A 14,727-nucleotide genomic window follows, 5' to 3' on the forward strand; every position below is an offset into this window, starting at 1 on the left:
GCCCTGATCTTCAAGGATGACGATGTCTTCAAAGATGAACCGCTCGACGGCCGCCCGCCGACTCCTCCCCGTCCTCGCACCGGTCGGCGCCCTCGCTCTCCTGCTCACCGGCTGCGCCTCCTCCGGCACCGGGGACGCCGCCTCCGGCGGCGGCTCGGCCAAGGTCGCCGCAGTGATCAAGGGCCTCGACAACCCCTTCTTCCAGGCGATGGAGAACGGGATCGAGGCCACCGCGAAGGACGACGGCGTGGACGTCTCGGTCCAGGCCGCCGCCGACATCGGCGACACCACCGGTCAGGCGGACAAGCTGACCACCGTGGCCGGCCAGGACTTCGGCTGCATCATCGTCAACCCGATCAGCGGCACCAATCTCGTGCAGGCCCTCGCCTCGGCGACCGGCAAGACGATCGTCAACATCGACAGCCCGCTCGACCCGGACGCCGTGAAGGCGGCGAACCTCGACGTCACCACCTACATCGGCACCGACAACGAAGCCGCGGGCGGCAAGGCCGGCGACCTCCTCGTCGACCAGCTGCCGGCCGGCTCGAAGGTCGCCGTCATCGGCGGCATCTCCGGCGACGTCACCAGCGCCGCCCGCGTCGACGGCTTCACCGCCGCCATCGGCTCGGACCTCACCGTCGTGCAGGAGGCCGCTGCCGACTGGAAGCGCGAGATCGCGCTGACCAAGGCGACCGACATCCTCGCCGCGAACCCCGACGTCACGGCGTTCTTCGCCGCGAACGACGACATGGGCCTCGGCATCGTCAAGGCCGTCGAGAACGCGGGCCTCACCGGCACCGTGAAGGTCGTCAGCGTCGACGGGAACGAGGACGCCCTGCAGTCCGTGAAGGACGGCGGGCTGACCGCGACCGTGGCGCAGTACCCCTACGCGATCGGCCAGCTCGGCGTGCAGGCCTGCGAGGCGGTGCAGGGCGGCGAGAGCATCCCCGCCGAGATCGAGTCGCCCACCGCGCTCGTCACCTCCGACACCGCCGACCAGGCGCTCGCGGCCTTCCCCGCCCCGTTCGAGGAGTTCGACAACCCGCTGGCCGACCTCGTCCCCAGCGACTAGCCCGACGCCACCCAGCCCGACGCCACCCGGCCCGACGCGCCCTCCGCGACCCAGGAAGCGACCATGACCACAGTCCCCGCCCGTTCCCCCAGCCCGATCAGCGCCGCGCCGCTGCTCGCGAACCTCCGCCAGCTCAGCTTCTGGGCCGAGAACGCCGCTCCCATCGGGCTCGTCGCCCTGGTGATCGTGTTCTCGATCGCGACGCCGACCTTCCTCAGCCTCGGCAACATCAAGGCGATGCTCGTCGCAGCGGCGATCCTGGTGATCCTGTCGATCGGCCAGTCGTTCGTCATCACGACCGGCGGCATCGACCTGTCGATCTCGGCGACGATGACGGTCGGCGCGGTCGGCTTCGGCCTCGCCTGGAGCGGGGGCTGGGGCTTCTGGCTCTCGGCGCTGGCGGCCCTGCTCTTCGCCGGCGTGATCGGCGTGATCAACGGTCTCCTCATCGCCCGGGGCAAGGTCACCGACTTCATCGCGACCCTCGGCACGCTGTCGGTAGCGACGGGACTCGCGCTCATCGCCTCCGACGGCAAGCCGATCACCGTCGGCAGCCCCGAGCTCCTGACGCTCACCACCGGCTCGATCGGGATCATCGGCTACCCGATCATCCTCGCCGCGGTCATCGGAGTCGTGGCCTGGGTGGTCATGTTCCGCACCCGCTTCGGCCTGCACGTGCAGGCGGTCGGCGGCAACGAGGAGAGCGCTGTCGCGAACGGCATCAAGGCCGGCCGGGTGCGCATCGCGGTGTACATCATCGCGGCGGTCCTCGCCGGCATCGGCTCGCTGCTCCTGGTCGCCCGCGTCGGCGCCGCGGAGCCCGCGATCAACACGCAGTACCTGCTGAACTCGATCGCTGCCGTCGTGCTCGGCGGCGTGAGCCTCACCGGAGGCAAGGCGAAGATCGTCGGCCCGATCATCGGTGCGTTCCTGCTCACCGCGCTGACGAACGGCCTGACCCTGCTCGGCGTCTCGCAGTTCTACCAGCCCCTCGCCGTCGGCCTGGTCGTCGTGCTCGCCGCCCTCATCACCCGCTACCAGAAGAAGTGAGCCCCGCCATGACCAGCGACCTCCTGCTCGAGGCGACCGACATCAAGAAGTCCTTCGGCGGTGTCCACGCGCTCAAGGGCGCGTCGATCTCGATGCGCCGCGGCGAGATCACCGCCCTGATCGGCGACAACGGCGCCGGCAAGTCGACGCTCGTCCGCTGCCTCTCCGGCGTGCACCCCGCCGACTCCGGCACCATCGTGCTCGACGGCGATGTCGTCCACTTCACCTCGCCGCTCGGTGCTCGCGACGGCGGGATCGAGACGGTGCACCAGACCCTCGCGCTCGTGGAGGACCTGGCCGTCTGGCAGAACTTCTTCCTCGGCCGCGAGCTCACCAAGGGCGTGCCCGGTCTGCGGTTCCTCGACCGGGCGCAGATGAAGCGGACCGCGCAGGAGCTGCTCGGCGATCTGGCCGTCAACGTCCCGCCGGTGACCAGCAAGGTCCGCCGCCTCTCCGGCGGCCAGCGCCAGGCCGTCGCCATCGCCCGCGCCGCCGGGTGGGGCAGCAAGATCGTGATCATGGACGAGCCGACCGCGGCGCTCGGCGTGCAGGAGACGGCCCGGGTCGAGAAGATCATCCTCAAGCTCCGCGACGCCGGCGTCGCCGTGCTGCTCATCAGCCACAACTTCGACCAGGTCATGCGGCTCAGCGACCAGGTCTGGGTGATGCGCGCCGGTCTTGCGGTCGCCGGGCGCCGCACCGCCGAGACCAGCGGCGACGAGCTCGTCTCGCTGATCACCGGCGCGAAGGCCGCCTGATGCGGCCCTCGCTCGTGCACCGCGGGAGCCCCGAGCGCTCCTCCCCGCTGGGCGTGCACGCCGGCCTGCTGACCGGCGACTGGACCAGGGAGTCGGGCCGGCGCGCGATCGCCGCGGCCGCCGCGATCGGCTTCGACCTGATCGAGATCCCCGCGCCCGGCGACCCCGCCGCCGCTGCATGGACCGGAGCCCTGCTCGACGAGCACGGGATCGACGCCGTCGTCTCGCTCGCGCTCGACGCCGACTCCGACATCACCGCCGCCGATGCGGCGGTCTCGGCCCGCGGCGAGGAGCGCCTCCTCGACGCCGTGCGCTTCGCGGAGGCGATCGGCGCCCGGTACGTCGGCGGCGTCACGTACTCGGCGATGCGCAAGTACGAGCACGCGGCCGACGCCGCCGCGCGGGAGCGCTCGCTCGCGGTTCTGCGGAGGGTCGCCGCGGCGGCCGCGCCGTCGGGCATCGCGCTCGGAGCGGAGTACGTGAACCGCTACGAGAGCAATCTGCTGAACACGGCGGCGCAGACGGCCGCCTTCCTCGACGAGCTCGGCGCTCCGAACGTGCTGCTGCACCTCGACACCTTCCACGCGCACCTCGAGGAGGTCGACCTGGCGAGCGCGGTCCGCGACGCGGGCGGCGCCCTCGGCTACCTGCACGCCTCCGAGAACCACCGCGGCGAGTTGGGCACCGGCAGCACCGACTGGACCGGACTCGCCGCCGCGCTCACGGCCTCCGGCTACCGCGGCCCGCTCACGCTCGAGAGCTTCTCGCCGCGGATCCAGCCGACCGCGTCCGCCGAGGCGATGGGCCTCTGGCGCGAGCTCTGGCACGACCCGGTCGCCCTCGCGACCTCGGGCCACGCGTTCCTCGCGGGCCTGCTCGACACCTCGCGGTCCGCCGCGGCCTGACGCCGCGACGAGACCCCCGACCTCTCGATCTCGACCTCTCGACCTCTCGACCTCTCGACCTCGACCCTTCGACCGAACCAGGAGTACCACCATGCCCATGAACCCCCTCGGAGTGCACGCCCTCGTCTTCGCCGGCGGCACCACGCCCGCCGAAGTGACGAGCACGATCGAGCAGACGAAGGCCGCCGGATTCGACCTGCTGGAGCTCTCGCTGCACGACGTCGAGAACCTCGACACCGCCTCCGCCCGCGCCGCCCTCGAGGCGAACGACCTCGGCATCGTCTGCTCGCGCGGCCTCGCGTTCTCGGCCGACGTCTCCAGCGACGACCCGGAGGTGGTGGCCCGCGGCGCGAAGCTGCTCGCCGACTCGCTCGAGACCACTCACGCGCTCGGCGGCACGCACTTCACCGGCGCGCTCTACAGCGCGCTCGGCAAGTACAGCGCGCCGCTGTCGACCGCGGGCCGCGCCAACGTGGTCTCGGTGCTGACAGACCTCGCCGCGGAGGCCGCCGGCAAGGGCATGACCCTCGGTCTCGAGATCTGCAACCGCTACGAGACCAACGTCATCAACACCGCCGCCGAGGCGCTGCGGCTCGCCGACGACATCGGCGCCGACAACGTCCTGATCCACCTCGACACGTACCACATGAACATCGAGGAGGACGACTTCTTCCGCCCGGTGCTGCTCGTCGGCGACCGCCTCGGCTATGTGCACATCGGTGAGAACCACCGCGGCTACCTCGGCAGCGGGCACCTCGACTTCACCAGCTTCTTCCACGCCCTGGCGGCCATCGACTACCGCGGGCCGATCACCTTCGAGTCCTTCTCCTCGGCCGTCGTCTCGCCGACGCTCTCGAACGACCTCGCCGTCTGGCGGAACCTCTGGAACGACGGCCCCGCCCTCGCCCGGCACGCGCACGCGTTCCTCGTCAACGCGCTCGAGGGCACCCGTGGCGACGCCTGACCTCGACGAGCTGGCCCGCCGGGCGCTCGCGCTCCGCAGGTCCGGACGGCGAGCGGTCCTCGCCCTCGCGGGCAGCCCGGGCGCGGGCAAGACCACCCTCGCCCGAGCCGTGGTCGCCTGCGCGAACGAGCTGGCGGGGGACGGGACCGCGGCGTTCGTGCCGATGGACGGCTTCCACCTGGCGAACGCGATGCTCGACGAGCTCGGCCGGCACGGGCGCAAGGGTGCCATCGACACCTTCGACGGCTGGGGTTTCCTCGCCCTGGTGCGGCGGCTGCGCGCCGAGACCGACCACGTGGTCTACGCGCCGACGTTCGAGCGCACGGTCGACGAGGGCGTGGCGGGCTCGCTCGCCGTGCGGCCCGAGACGACGCTGGTCGTGGTCGAGGGCAACTACCTGCTGGTGGACGACGGGCCCTGGGCGCTGCTGCGCGCGGAATTCGACGAGGCCTGGTTCTGCGCGACGCCCGAGTCGGAGCGCTTCGAGCGGCTGGTCGACCGGCACGTGTCGTCAGGTCGTGCTCCGGAGGCGGCGTCGGCCTGGGCCGCGGACGTCGACGGCGCGAACGCCGTCCTGATCGAAGCGACCCGCGATCGGGCGGATCTCGTCGTCTCGGGCACGGCGGCGGGGGTGCTGCCGGCGGTCCCGAGCGCCTAGGACGCCGGAACCAGGTTCCAGCGCGCCGCCAGCAGCTCCAGTCCCTTGTCGAACGTCGTCGACCACGCGGTCGCGTCGTGCGCGCTGTTCGGCACCTCGAGGTAGGTGGTGTCCATCCCGGCGGCCTGCGCGGCGGCGTGCAGGGTCTGCACCCCGCTCAGGAACGAGGTGTCGTTCGCGCCGACGCCGAAGACCGCGAACGAGTCCTTGTACGGCGCGTTCCTCGCGAGGATCGCCGCGGGCTTGGCCGCCTCGTAGGCCGCCGCGTCACCGCCGAAGCCCTGCTGGATCGTCGTGGCGTCGTCGCCGAGGGTCGGCGCGAGCTCGCCGGACGCGTCGACGATGTTGCCGAAGAGCTGCGGGTAGCCGGCGCCGAGCTGGATCGCGCAGGTGCCGCCCTGCGACAGGCCGCCGATCGCCCAGTCGTGCGCGTCGCCGAGGACGGGGAGGTTGGCGCGGATCCAGTTCGGCACGTCGACGGTCAGGTAGGTCGCGGACTTCCCGAGTGGGGAGTCGATGCACATCGGGTTCGCCGTCGGGTCGCCGAGCTGATCGGGCGAGACCACGATCGGAGCGAGACCGGCGTGCGCGGCCGCGTAGGCGTCGAGCGACTGCTGCAGGTGCTCGACCGCGAGCGGGTCGGAGGGCGAGCCGGGCTGGCCGGACAGCATCACCATCACGGGCAGCAGCGGCGGGTTCTCGGTCTGCGCGGCCGGGGGGAGGTAGACGACGGCGTCGCGGGCGGGGAAGCCCGACTGCGTGGCGGGGATGGCGACGTTCGTGACGCTGCCCGCGGTCGGCATCCCGGCGGGAGCGGTCCAGGTCTCGAGCGAGGCGTGGTTCCCGGCGGGTGTCGCGATCGGGTCGGCGACCGTCGGATAGGCGCTGATGCCCAGGAGGCTGCGGACGGTCGGGTACTGGCCGAAGTCGATGTTGACGGTCATCGCCGCGGTGGTGACGACGAGGATCCCGACGAGCGCCGAGGCCAGCGCCCGCCGCGTCCGCCGGTGGGCGAGGGCGTGCCCGAGGGCGATCAGCGCGACGGCGAGCCCGCCGAGGCCGAGGCCGATCCAGACCCGGGTGACGGGGGTGAAATCGACGCCGAAGGGGCCGCCGGTCCCGCCGACGAGTCCGGCGAGCACCCAGCCTGCCAGCAGGCCGAGGAGCAGGACGCCCGCCGCCAGGACCAGGCGGCGACGGCGGCCGCGGCGGGTCGACCGGGCGAATGCGAGGACCAGCAGAAGCAGGGCGAGACCCGAGACCGCGTACACCGCGACCACCACCGGCCCGGAGACGAGGCTGAGCCCGAGGAGTGTGTTCATGGGTCGATCCGGTCGTCGAGGGCGGGGTCGCGCGGGGCGCGGCGGCGGTCAGTCTGGCCCCGCCGTCTGGATGGGATCTGGACGGTCGCTGGACGGATCGAGAGGGTCGAGAGCTCCTCCCCAGGGGCGTGACCCTGCGATGCTCCCACCGGGGAGGCGCAACCCCGCGCGGTGCGCCTGCCGCGCGGCCTACCGTGGAGCGACGCACGCCGCCGCCCTCACGAAGGAGCTCGACCATGACGCAGAACCCTCGCACCCTCACCTCCGGAGTCCGCGCATGAGCCGCGGCGTCGCCGTCGTCACCGGTGGCACCGCCGGTCTCGGCCGCGCCACCGTGCGCGAGCTGGCCTCGCGCGGCTGGGACGTCGCCGTGCTCGCCCGCGGGGAGGACGGACTCGCGGCCACGCTGGCCGAGATCGAGCAGGCCGGCCGCCGCGGTCTGGCGGTCCCGACCGACGTCGCCGACCGCGAGGCGGTCGAGGCGGCCGCCGACCGCGTCGAGGCCGAGCTCGGGCCGATCGAGCTCTGGGTCAACGACGCGATGGTCGGCGTCTTCGGTGAGTTCCTCTCCACGGACCCCGCCGACTTCGAGCGCGCCGTCGCGGTCAACTTCTTCGGCTTCGTCAACGGCACCCGCGCGGCGCTCTCGCGGATGACCCCGCGCGGCCGCGGCCACGTCATCCAGGTCGGCTCGGCGCTCGCGCACCGGGGCATCCCGCTCCAGGCCGCGTACTGCGCCTCGAAGTTCGGCGCCCGCGGCTTCACCGAGGCGGTCACCGCCGAGCTGCTGCACTCCAAGAGCAAGATCCGGCTCTCCGAGGTCGACATGCCGGCGCTCAACACCATCCAGTTCAACTGGGTGAAGTCGCAGCTGCCGCACCACCCGCAGCCGGTGCCGCCGATCTACGAGCCGGAGGTGGGCGCGATCGCGATCGCCGACGTCGCCGACAAGCCGCGCCGGCGCACGTGGGTCGGCGAGCCGACGGCCGGCACCATCCTCGGCGACCGCTTCGCCGGCGCCTTCATGGACTGGTACCTGGCCCGCAGCGCCTTCGAAGGCCAGCAGGCGCCCGACAAGAAGGAGCCGATGCTCCCCAACAACGTCTACGAGCCGGTCCCCGGCGATCACGGCGCCCGCGGCCTGTTCAGCGACCGTGCGCACACGATGACGCCGCAGATCTGGATGATCCGCCACCGCGCCGCGAGCTATGCCGGCGCGGCCGTGCTCGGCGCGGCCGGGCTCGTCGGCGCCGTCGCGGCCCTGCGGAGGAAGTGACGTGGTCGACGCCGTCGTCGTCGGCTCCGGCCCCAACGGACTCTCCGCCGCCGTCACCCTCGCCCGCGCCGGGCTCTCGGTCGCGGTCTACGAGCGCAACGAGACCCTCGGCGGCGGCGCGCGGACGGCCGAGCTGACGCTGCCCGGGTTCCACCACGACATCGGCTCGGCGGTGCATCCGATGGCGCTCGCCTCCGGCTTCTTCCGGCGGTTCCAGCTCGACCGGCGGATCGATCTGCGCCTCCCCGAGATCTCCTACGCGCACCCGCTCGACGACGGCCGATCGGGCATCGCCTACCGCGACCTCGAGCGGACGGCCGAGGCGCTCGGACGCGACGGCGCGGCCTGGCGCGCGCTGATGGGGCCGCTCGCCGAGCGCGCCGACCGCGTCGCGGGCTTCACCAACGACGCCCTGCTGAAGATCCCGACCGACCCCTCCGTGCTGCTGCGCTTCGGCCTCCGCGTGCTCGAGCAGGGCTCCCCGTTCTGGAACGCCCGGTTCCGCGAGGAGGTCGCGCCGGCCATGTTCGCCGGAGTCGCCGCGCACGCGATCCGGCCGATGCCGAGCCTGTCCACGGCGGCCGCGGCGCTCGCGCTCGGCTCCTACGCGCACGCGCGCGGCTGGCCGGTGCCGGTCGGCGGCAGCCAGGCCATCGTCGACGCGATGGCGGACGACCTGCGCGCCCACGGCGGCACGATCGAGACCGGCGTCGAGATCACCTCGCTCTCGCAGCTGCCGAGTGCGCGGGCGGTCCTTCTCGACCTCACGCCCCGGGCGCTGCTCGCGCTCGCCGGCGACCGCCTGCCCGCGCCCTACGCCTCGGCGCTCCGGCTCTTCCGCTACGGCAACGGCGTCGCGAAGGTCGATTTCGCGCTCGACGGTCCGGTGCCCTGGACCGATCCGGAGCTCGCCGGGGCCGGCACGCTGCACGTCGGCGGCACCCGCGCCGAGATCGCCGCGGCCGAGCGCGACGTCGTCCGCGGCCGGCACAGCGAGAACCCCTACGTCCTCGTGGCGCAGCCCTCCGTCCTCGACCCGACCCGCGCGCCCGAGGGCAAGCACGTCCTCTGGGCGTACACGCACGTGCCGCGCGACTCGCCGGCCCACCAGCGGGAGGCGATCACCGCGCAGATCGAGCGCTTCGCCCCGGGATTCCGCGACCGCGTCCTCGCCGCGTCCTCGATGACGGCGCGCGACATGCAGGCCTGGAACCCGAACTACATCGGTGGCGACATCGCGGCCGGAGCGGCGAGCGTGGCGCAGCTGCTCTCGCGCCCCGTCCCCTCGTCGGACCCGTGGCGGACGCCCGCGAAGGGGCTCTACCTCTGCTCGTCCTCGACGCCGCCGGGCCCCGGCGTGCACGGGATGGCGGGCTGGCACGCCGCCCGCAGTGCGCTCCGGCACGAGTTCGGCATCCGCCGCACGCCCGACCTGTCCCCGGAGACGGGCCGGGCTCCGGGGCCGGACCAGGCGGGTGCGCCGGATCTGGCACGCTGAGACGCGGGCGGCACGACCCGCCCGCGTTCCCGCATGAGCCTCGAAGGAGCCCGCGATGTCCCGCAACACCCGCGTCTTCCACTGCCCGCCCGAGTCCGTCTTCGCCGTCTTCGCGTCCGGCTGGCTCTTCCCCTCCTGGGTCGTCGGCTCGTCCCGGATGCGCCGGGTCAGCCGCGACTGGCCGCACGTCGGCTCGAAGCTGCACCACTCCTTCGGCGTCTGGCCGCTGGTGATCGACGACGAGACGACGGTCCTCGAGTGGGACCCGTCGAGCCGCTTCATCATCCAGGCGGCCGGCTGGCCGATGGGCGAGGCGCGCGTCCGCCTCGAGGTGGAGCCGCACCGCGACGGCTGCAAGGTCCGCATCCACGAGACCGCCGTGAAGGGGCCGGGGACGCTCATCCCCAAGCCGCTGCTGCACTCGTTCCTCTGGGTGCGCAACATCGAGACCCTGCGCCGGCTCGCGCACATGGCGGAGGCGGGGGCCAACGGCCGCACGCTGCCCCCGGCGGCGCTGGCCTCGCCCAAGGACCGCGAGGGTCTCGACTCGCCGAAGCACGTCTGGTCGCGGCTGCTCGGCACCGTCGCCTCGCTCGCCGTCGGCTCGCTCGCGCTGCGGGCCGTTCTCGCGGTTCTGCGCCGAGCGCGGAGCTAGAGGGCCCGGAGCTGAGGGCCCGGAGCTGAGGAGCGGGGCGGCTCGGAGGAGCCGCCACGCTCGTCGCTCAGACGATGCGCTCGACGAGCCGCACGTGGTGCACGGCGACGCGGGTGGGCTCGCCGGCGAAGGCCGCCTCGCGCTCGGGGGAGGCGAGGTAGGTCCGCTCGATCTCGGCGAACGCCTCCGCGTCGCCCGGGGTGCTGACGGCCCAGACGAACTCGTTCACCTCGCGGTCGGCGAAGGCGAACTCGATCGTGAAGCCGTGCGCGGCGCGGGCGGGGACGATCTTGGCCCGGTACCAGGCCAGGAAGTCGTCCATCACCCCGTCGACGAGCTCGTAGCGGCGGAGCTGGACGGTGCGGTTCTCGGAGTCGCTCATGCCTCGACGGTACCGGGCCCGGATGCCGTGGAGGCGGAGCCGCTGCCGGGCCGCGCGCTACGCTCGCCCTTGTCGTTCCGGCGCCCGCCCCGCCGCACCCGTCCCCGCAGGAGGCCCGCCCTGGATCCCCGCCGTCAGCGCGCGATCGCCCTCCTCGTCGCGGGCTGCTTCTTCATGGAGAACCTGGACGCGACGATCGTCACCACCGCGGCGCCCGCGATCGGCGCCGACCTCGGCGTCGACTCCGCCGCCGTCGCGATCACCGTCACCGCGTTCCTGCTCACCGTCGCCGTGCTGATCCCCGCCTCCGGCTGGCTGAGCGAGCGGTTCGGCGTGCGCCTGGTCTTCACGACCGCGATCGCGGTCTTCACCCTCGCCTCGCTGCTCTGCGCGCTCAGCCCGACCCTGCCGCTGCTCGTGGCGGCCCGGGTGCTGCAGGGCGTCGGCGGCGCGCTGATGGTGCCCGTCGGCCGGCTCGCGGTGCTGCGCGTCACGCCGCGGGAGGGGATCATCCGCGCCATCGCCATCCTGGTCTGGCCCGGGCTGGTCGCGCCGATCCTCGCGCCCTTCGTCGGCGGGCTGCTGACGACCTACGCCTCCTGGCACTGGATCTTCCTGATCAACCTGCCGCTGGGTGTCGTCGCCTTCGTGATCGCGCGGCGGATCATCCCGGCCGGCGTCGAGGCCTCGCCGCCGCCGCTGGACGTCGTCGGCCTGCTGCTGGTCGCGGTCGGCCTCGGCGCGCTGGTCGGCGCGACCGGCTTCGTGACGGGCAGCGGCTCGGACACGGTCGCGCTCGGACTGGCCGTGGCCGGCGCGCTCGTCACCGCGGTCGCGGTGCGGCACCTGCGCCGCACGCCGCACCCGCTCGTGCCGCTGGACGCCTTCCGCTTCTCCACGTTCCGCGTGGCGAACGCGAGCGGCTCGCTCTACCGGGCGACCATCAACGCGGTGCCGTTCCTGCTGCCGCTGCTCTTCCAGGACGCCTTCGGCTGGGACGCGGTGCAGGCCGGCTCGATCGTGCTCGCGCTCTTCGTCGGCAACCTGGCGATCAAGCCGGCCACGACCTGGCTGCTGCACACGGTCGGCTTCCGCGGGGTGCTCGTCGCGGCGAACGTCGTCGGCATCGCCTGCATGGTCGCGATGGCGTTCCTCGATCCGGACGTGCCGATCCCGGCGATCGTCGCGCTGCTGGTGCTCAGCGGCGTCGCCCGCTCGGCCGGCTTCACCGCCTACAACACGGTCACCTTCGCCGAGGTGGCGCCCGAGGGGATGTCGGGCGCGAACACCCTCAGCGCGACGACTCAGCAGATCGCCGCGGGCTTCGGCGTCGCCGCGGGCGGCATCGCGCTGGCCGCCGGCGCCGCGTTCGGCCCGGGCCTCGTTCCCTACCGCTTCGCCTTCCTGACGCTGGCCGTGCTGACCCTCGTCCCCCTCGTCGCCGCCGCCCGCCTCCCCCACGACTCCGGCAGCACCCTCACCCGCTGACCCTCGCCCCCCCCCTCCCGCGAGATGCCACTTGTGCACGCGACACGCCGTGAAAGGCGTGCACAAGTGGCATCTCGCGGAGGGGAGTGCAGGGGGAGGGACCCGGTCAGAGGGTGAGGGCCAGGCCGTCGAGGATGTCGTGGGCCGTCGTGGTGACGGTGGTGACAGCGGCGGAGGCCTGCTGCACGGCGCGGAGGACCTCGGCCCAGATCGCCGCGCCGGCGCCGAGGACGTCCTCGCGGCCGGCGCGGACGTAGGGGAGCGCAGCGGTCTCGGCGGGCGAGAGCGCGGCGAGCTCGTCGCAGGCGGCGAGGACGTCGCGGATCGGCAGGGTCGCCTCGAGCGCCCCGCGGTCGTAGGCCTCGAGGCGGAGGACGTGCGCGGTGACCGTCAGGACCGTCGCCGCGACCCCCACGACGCTGCGCGCGGCCGAGAGGTCGACGGGGGAGGCGGCCAGCGCGCGTCGGACGTCGGCGCGGATCGCGGCCCGCTGCTCCTCGGTCGGCGCGCCCCCGCCGCCGCGGTGCCGCTCGGTGAGCCGGACGCTGCCGACGTCCATCGAGTGCGCCTGCTCGGGACCCGCGTCGCCCACGACCAACTCCGTCGAGCCGCCGCCGAGGTCCACGACCAGGACGGGCCGGGCCGCGTCGACCGCCGAGAGCGCGCCGCGGAAGGAGAGGGCCGCCTCCTCCTCACCGCTGATCGTCTCGGGACGCACGCCGATGATCCGCTCGACCGCGCCGAGGAAGTCCTCGCGGTCGGCGGCGTCCCGGGTGGCCGAGGTCGCGACGAAGCGCAGCCGCTGCGCCCCCGACTCGTGCACCAGCGCCGCGTACTCGCGGGTCACGGCGAGCGTGCGCTCCAGCGCCTCCGGGTCGAAGCGCCCGGTGCGGTCGACGCCGTGCCCGAGCCGGACGAGCTCGGTGCGGCGGAGGACGTCGACGAGGCGCCCGTCCTCGACGTCGGCGATCAGGAGGCGGAGGGAGTTGGTGCCGCAGTCGAAGGCGGCCACGCGGGTGGCGGTCATGCCGACAGTCTGCCCGCCGGCCCCGCCGCACGACCCGCCGGAGCCCCGCCGCTAGATTGGCAGGGACGAGCCGAAGGAGCCCCCGTGCACGAACACCACGTCCGCGTCCACCGCAGCGACGAGGACCTCCCGCGCCACGGGCAGCTCGCCCACGCCCTGGCCGAGGTCGCCGCCGATCCCGTCGAGGTCGAGGCCGAGGTCGCCGAGATGGTGGTCAACCGCGTCATCGACAACGCGGCCGTCGCCGCCGCGTCGCTGGTGCGCCGCCCCGTCGTCGCCGCGCGCTCGCAGGCGCTCGCCCACCCCGCCTCCATCGGCGGCGAGGGCGGCACGGTCTTCGGCGTCGATCCGGGCCGCCGCGTCTCGCCCGAGTGGGCCGCGTGGGCGAACGGCGTCGCCGTCCGCGAGCTCGACTACCACGACACCTTCCTCGCGGCCGAGTACTCGCACCCCGGCGACAACATCCCGCCGCTGGTCGCCGTCGCTCAGCACGCCGGCATCGACGGCGCCCGGCTGGTCCGCGGCATCGTCACCGGCTACGAGGTCCAGGTCGACCTCGTCCGCGCGATCAGCCTGCACCGGCACAAGATCGACCACGTCGCGCACCTCGGCCCCTCGGCAGCGGCCGGACTCGGCACGATGCTCGGCCTCGACGTCGCCGTGATCGAGCAGGCGATCGCCCAGGCGCTGCACACCACCACCGCGACCCGGCAGTCGCGCAAGGGCGAGATCTCGAGCTGGAAGGCCTACGCCCCGGCGTTCGCCGGCAAGGCCGCGATCGAGGCCGTCGACCGGGCCATGCGCGGCGAGACCAGCCCGTCGCCGATCTACGAGGGCGAGGACGGCGTGATCGCCTGGCTGCTCGACGGCCCGGACGCCTCCTACGACGTCCCGCTGCCGGACGCCGGCGAGGCGAAGCGCGCGATCCTCGACACCTACACGAAGGAGCACTCGGCCGAGTACCAGGCGCAGGCGCTGATCGACCTGGCCCGCCGTCTGCACCACTCCCACCCCGAGGCCGCCGATCCCGAGCGCGTCGAGCGGATCGTCCTGCACACCTCGCATCACACCCACTCCGTCATCGGCTCGGGCGCGAACGACCCGCAGAAGTACGACCCGACGGCGTCCCGCGAGACGCTCGACCACTCCGTGCCGTACATCTTCGCGGTCGCGCTGCAGGACGGCGCCTGGCACCACGAGCGCAGCTACGCCCCCGAGCGCGCCGCCCGCCCCGACACCGTCGCGCTCTGGCAGCGCACGACGACGGAGGAGGACGCGGAGTGGACCCGCCGCTACCACTCGACCGACCCGGCGGAGAAGGCGTTCGGCGCGCGCGTCGAGATCCTGCTCACCGACGGCAGCACGATCGTGGACGAGATCGCGGTGGCGGACGCGCACCCGCTCGGCGCGCACCCGTTCACCCGCGAGCAGTACGTCGCGAAGTTCCGCACCCTCGCCGCCGACGTGCTCGAGGAGCCCGAGATCGAGCGCTTCCTCGACCTCGCCCAGCGCCTGCCCGAGCTGACCCCCGACGAGGTCGCCCGCCTGACGATCGTCGCGGCCCCCGGCGTCCTCGCCTCCGTCGAATCCCCTCGCGGCCTCTTCTGACCCGAGGGTGATCCCCTCCGCGAGATGCCACTTGTGCACGCGACACGCCGTGGAAAGCGTGCAC

14 protein-coding genes are annotated in these 14,727 nt (G+C 73.5%); 11 read left to right on the top strand and 3 right to left on the bottom strand.

All coding sequences use genetic code 11. The features are described 5' to 3' along the window. Positions 1-22: 22 nt before the first annotated feature. The 6 genes from GTU73_RS03570 (at position 23) to GTU73_RS03595 (ending at position 5,407) form a co-directional block, all read left to right on the top strand. Positions 23-1,072, top strand: coding sequence for a substrate-binding domain-containing protein (locus GTU73_RS03570; protein WP_207901599.1), 1,050 nt, complete (start codon positions 23-25; stop codon positions 1,070-1,072). A 63-nt stretch (positions 1,073-1,135) separates the two neighbouring features. After that, positions 1,136-2,122 carry an ABC transporter permease gene (locus tag GTU73_RS03575; protein WP_123701444.1) on the top strand — a complete coding sequence of 329 codons (987 nt, stop codon included), beginning with the start codon at positions 1,136-1,138 and terminating at the stop codon, positions 2,120-2,122. A gap of 8 nt (positions 2,123-2,130) precedes the next feature. After that, positions 2,131-2,880 carry an ATP-binding cassette domain-containing protein gene (locus tag GTU73_RS03580; RefSeq protein ID WP_123701445.1) on the top strand — a complete coding sequence of 250 codons (750 nt, stop codon included), beginning with the start codon at positions 2,131-2,133 and terminating at the stop codon, positions 2,878-2,880. Further along, positions 2,880-3,785, top strand: coding sequence for a sugar phosphate isomerase/epimerase (locus GTU73_RS03585; protein WP_160087053.1), 906 nt, complete (start codon positions 2,880-2,882; stop codon positions 3,783-3,785). The genes GTU73_RS03580 and GTU73_RS03585 overlap by 1 nt, the downstream gene beginning before the upstream one ends. A 91-nt stretch (positions 3,786-3,876) precedes the next feature. Then, positions 3,877-4,749: a sugar phosphate isomerase/epimerase family protein gene (locus GTU73_RS19225; RefSeq protein ID WP_160087055.1), complete on the top strand. Its 873-nt coding sequence runs from the start codon at positions 3,877-3,879 to the stop codon at positions 4,747-4,749. Next, positions 4,736-5,407, top strand: a complete 672-nt coding sequence (locus tag GTU73_RS03595; protein ID WP_244231760.1) for a nucleoside/nucleotide kinase family protein — start codon at positions 4,736-4,738, stop codon at positions 5,405-5,407. Before GTU73_RS19225 ends, GTU73_RS03595 begins: the two co-directional genes overlap by 14 nt. Here the strand turns inward: GTU73_RS03595 and GTU73_RS03600 are convergent. Next, positions 5,404-6,729, bottom strand: coding sequence for an alpha/beta hydrolase-fold protein (locus tag GTU73_RS03600; RefSeq protein WP_160087059.1), 1,326 nt, complete (start codon positions 6,727-6,729; stop codon positions 5,404-5,406). The genes GTU73_RS03595 and GTU73_RS03600 overlap by 4 nt on opposite strands. A gap of 277 nt (positions 6,730-7,006) precedes the next feature. On the opposite strand from GTU73_RS03600, the gene GTU73_RS03605 reads away from it, so the two are divergent. From GTU73_RS03605 to GTU73_RS03615, 3 genes are read left to right on the top strand one after another with little or no spacing between them, the layout of a single operon-like run. After that, entirely contained in the window at positions 7,007-8,005 is a 999-nt protein-coding gene (locus GTU73_RS03605) for an SDR family oxidoreductase (RefSeq protein ID WP_160087061.1), read from the top strand. 1 nt (position 8,006) lies between these two features. Next, positions 8,007-9,503 (top strand): NAD(P)/FAD-dependent oxidoreductase, encoded by a 1,497-nt coding sequence (locus GTU73_RS03610; RefSeq protein WP_244231761.1) that lies wholly within the window; start codon positions 8,007-8,009, stop codon positions 9,501-9,503. A 55-nt stretch (positions 9,504-9,558) separates the two neighbouring features. Then, positions 9,559-10,158, top strand: coding sequence for an SRPBCC family protein (locus GTU73_RS03615; protein ID WP_160087065.1), 600 nt, complete (start codon positions 9,559-9,561; stop codon positions 10,156-10,158). A gap of 67 nt (positions 10,159-10,225) precedes the next feature. Here GTU73_RS03615 and GTU73_RS03620 read toward each other — a convergent pair whose 3' ends face one another. Further along, positions 10,226-10,540, bottom strand: a complete 315-nt coding sequence (locus tag GTU73_RS03620; RefSeq protein ID WP_160087067.1) for an NIPSNAP family protein — start codon at positions 10,538-10,540, stop codon at positions 10,226-10,228. 69 nt (positions 10,541-10,609) lie between these two features. Here GTU73_RS03620 and GTU73_RS03625 point away from each other — a divergent pair, with 69 nt between their 5' ends. Continuing rightward, complete coding sequence (locus GTU73_RS03625; RefSeq protein WP_244231762.1) at positions 10,610-12,028, top strand: MFS transporter; 1,419 nt, start codon at positions 10,610-10,612, stop codon at positions 12,026-12,028. A 106-nt stretch (positions 12,029-12,134) separates the two neighbouring features. Here the strand turns inward: GTU73_RS03625 and GTU73_RS03630 are convergent, their stop codons facing one another. Beyond that, positions 12,135-13,055, bottom strand: coding sequence for an exopolyphosphatase (locus tag GTU73_RS03630; protein WP_160087069.1), 921 nt, complete (start codon positions 13,053-13,055; stop codon positions 12,135-12,137). Between the two features lie 84 nt (positions 13,056-13,139). Between GTU73_RS03630 and GTU73_RS03635 the strand changes: the two genes are divergently transcribed. Continuing rightward, entirely contained in the window at positions 13,140-14,663 is a 1,524-nt protein-coding gene (locus tag GTU73_RS03635; RefSeq protein WP_160087071.1) for an MmgE/PrpD family protein, read from the top strand. The last annotated feature ends 64 nt before the right edge of the window (positions 14,664-14,727 follow it).

Source organism: Rathayibacter sp. VKM Ac-2804, from assembly GCF_009866655.1.
Taxonomy (GTDB): Bacteria; Actinomycetota; Actinomycetes; order Actinomycetales; family Microbacteriaceae; genus Rathayibacter.

What these genes read in the sequence shown, in the direction of transcription:
- GTU73_RS03570 (WP_207901599.1), top strand. Translation starts at nt 23, where the DNA reads ATGTCTTCAAAGATGAACCGCTCGACGGCCGCCCGCCGACTCCTCCCC.
- GTU73_RS03575 (WP_123701444.1), top strand. Translation starts at nt 1,136, where the DNA reads ATGACCACAGTCCCCGCCCGTTCCCCCAGCCCGATCAGCGCCGCGCCG.
- GTU73_RS03580 (WP_123701445.1), top strand. Translation starts at nt 2,131, where the DNA reads ATGACCAGCGACCTCCTGCTCGAGGCGACCGACATCAAGAAGTCCTTC.
- GTU73_RS03585 (WP_160087053.1), top strand. Translation starts at nt 2,880, where the DNA reads ATGCGGCCCTCGCTCGTGCACCGCGGGAGCCCCGAGCGCTCCTCCCCG.
- GTU73_RS19225 (WP_160087055.1), top strand. Translation starts at nt 3,877, where the DNA reads ATGCCCATGAACCCCCTCGGAGTGCACGCCCTCGTCTTCGCCGGCGGC.
- GTU73_RS03600 (WP_160087059.1), bottom strand. Translation starts at nt 6,729, where the DNA reads ATGAACACACTCCTCGGGCTCAGCCTCGTCTCCGGGCCGGTGGTGGTC.
- GTU73_RS03605 (WP_160087061.1), top strand. Translation starts at nt 7,007, where the DNA reads ATGAGCCGCGGCGTCGCCGTCGTCACCGGTGGCACCGCCGGTCTCGGC.
- GTU73_RS03615 (WP_160087065.1), top strand. Translation starts at nt 9,559, where the DNA reads ATGTCCCGCAACACCCGCGTCTTCCACTGCCCGCCCGAGTCCGTCTTC.
- GTU73_RS03620 (WP_160087067.1), bottom strand. Translation starts at nt 10,540, where the DNA reads ATGAGCGACTCCGAGAACCGCACCGTCCAGCTCCGCCGCTACGAGCTC.
- GTU73_RS03630 (WP_160087069.1), bottom strand. Translation starts at nt 13,055, where the DNA reads ATGACCGCCACCCGCGTGGCCGCCTTCGACTGCGGCACCAACTCCCTC.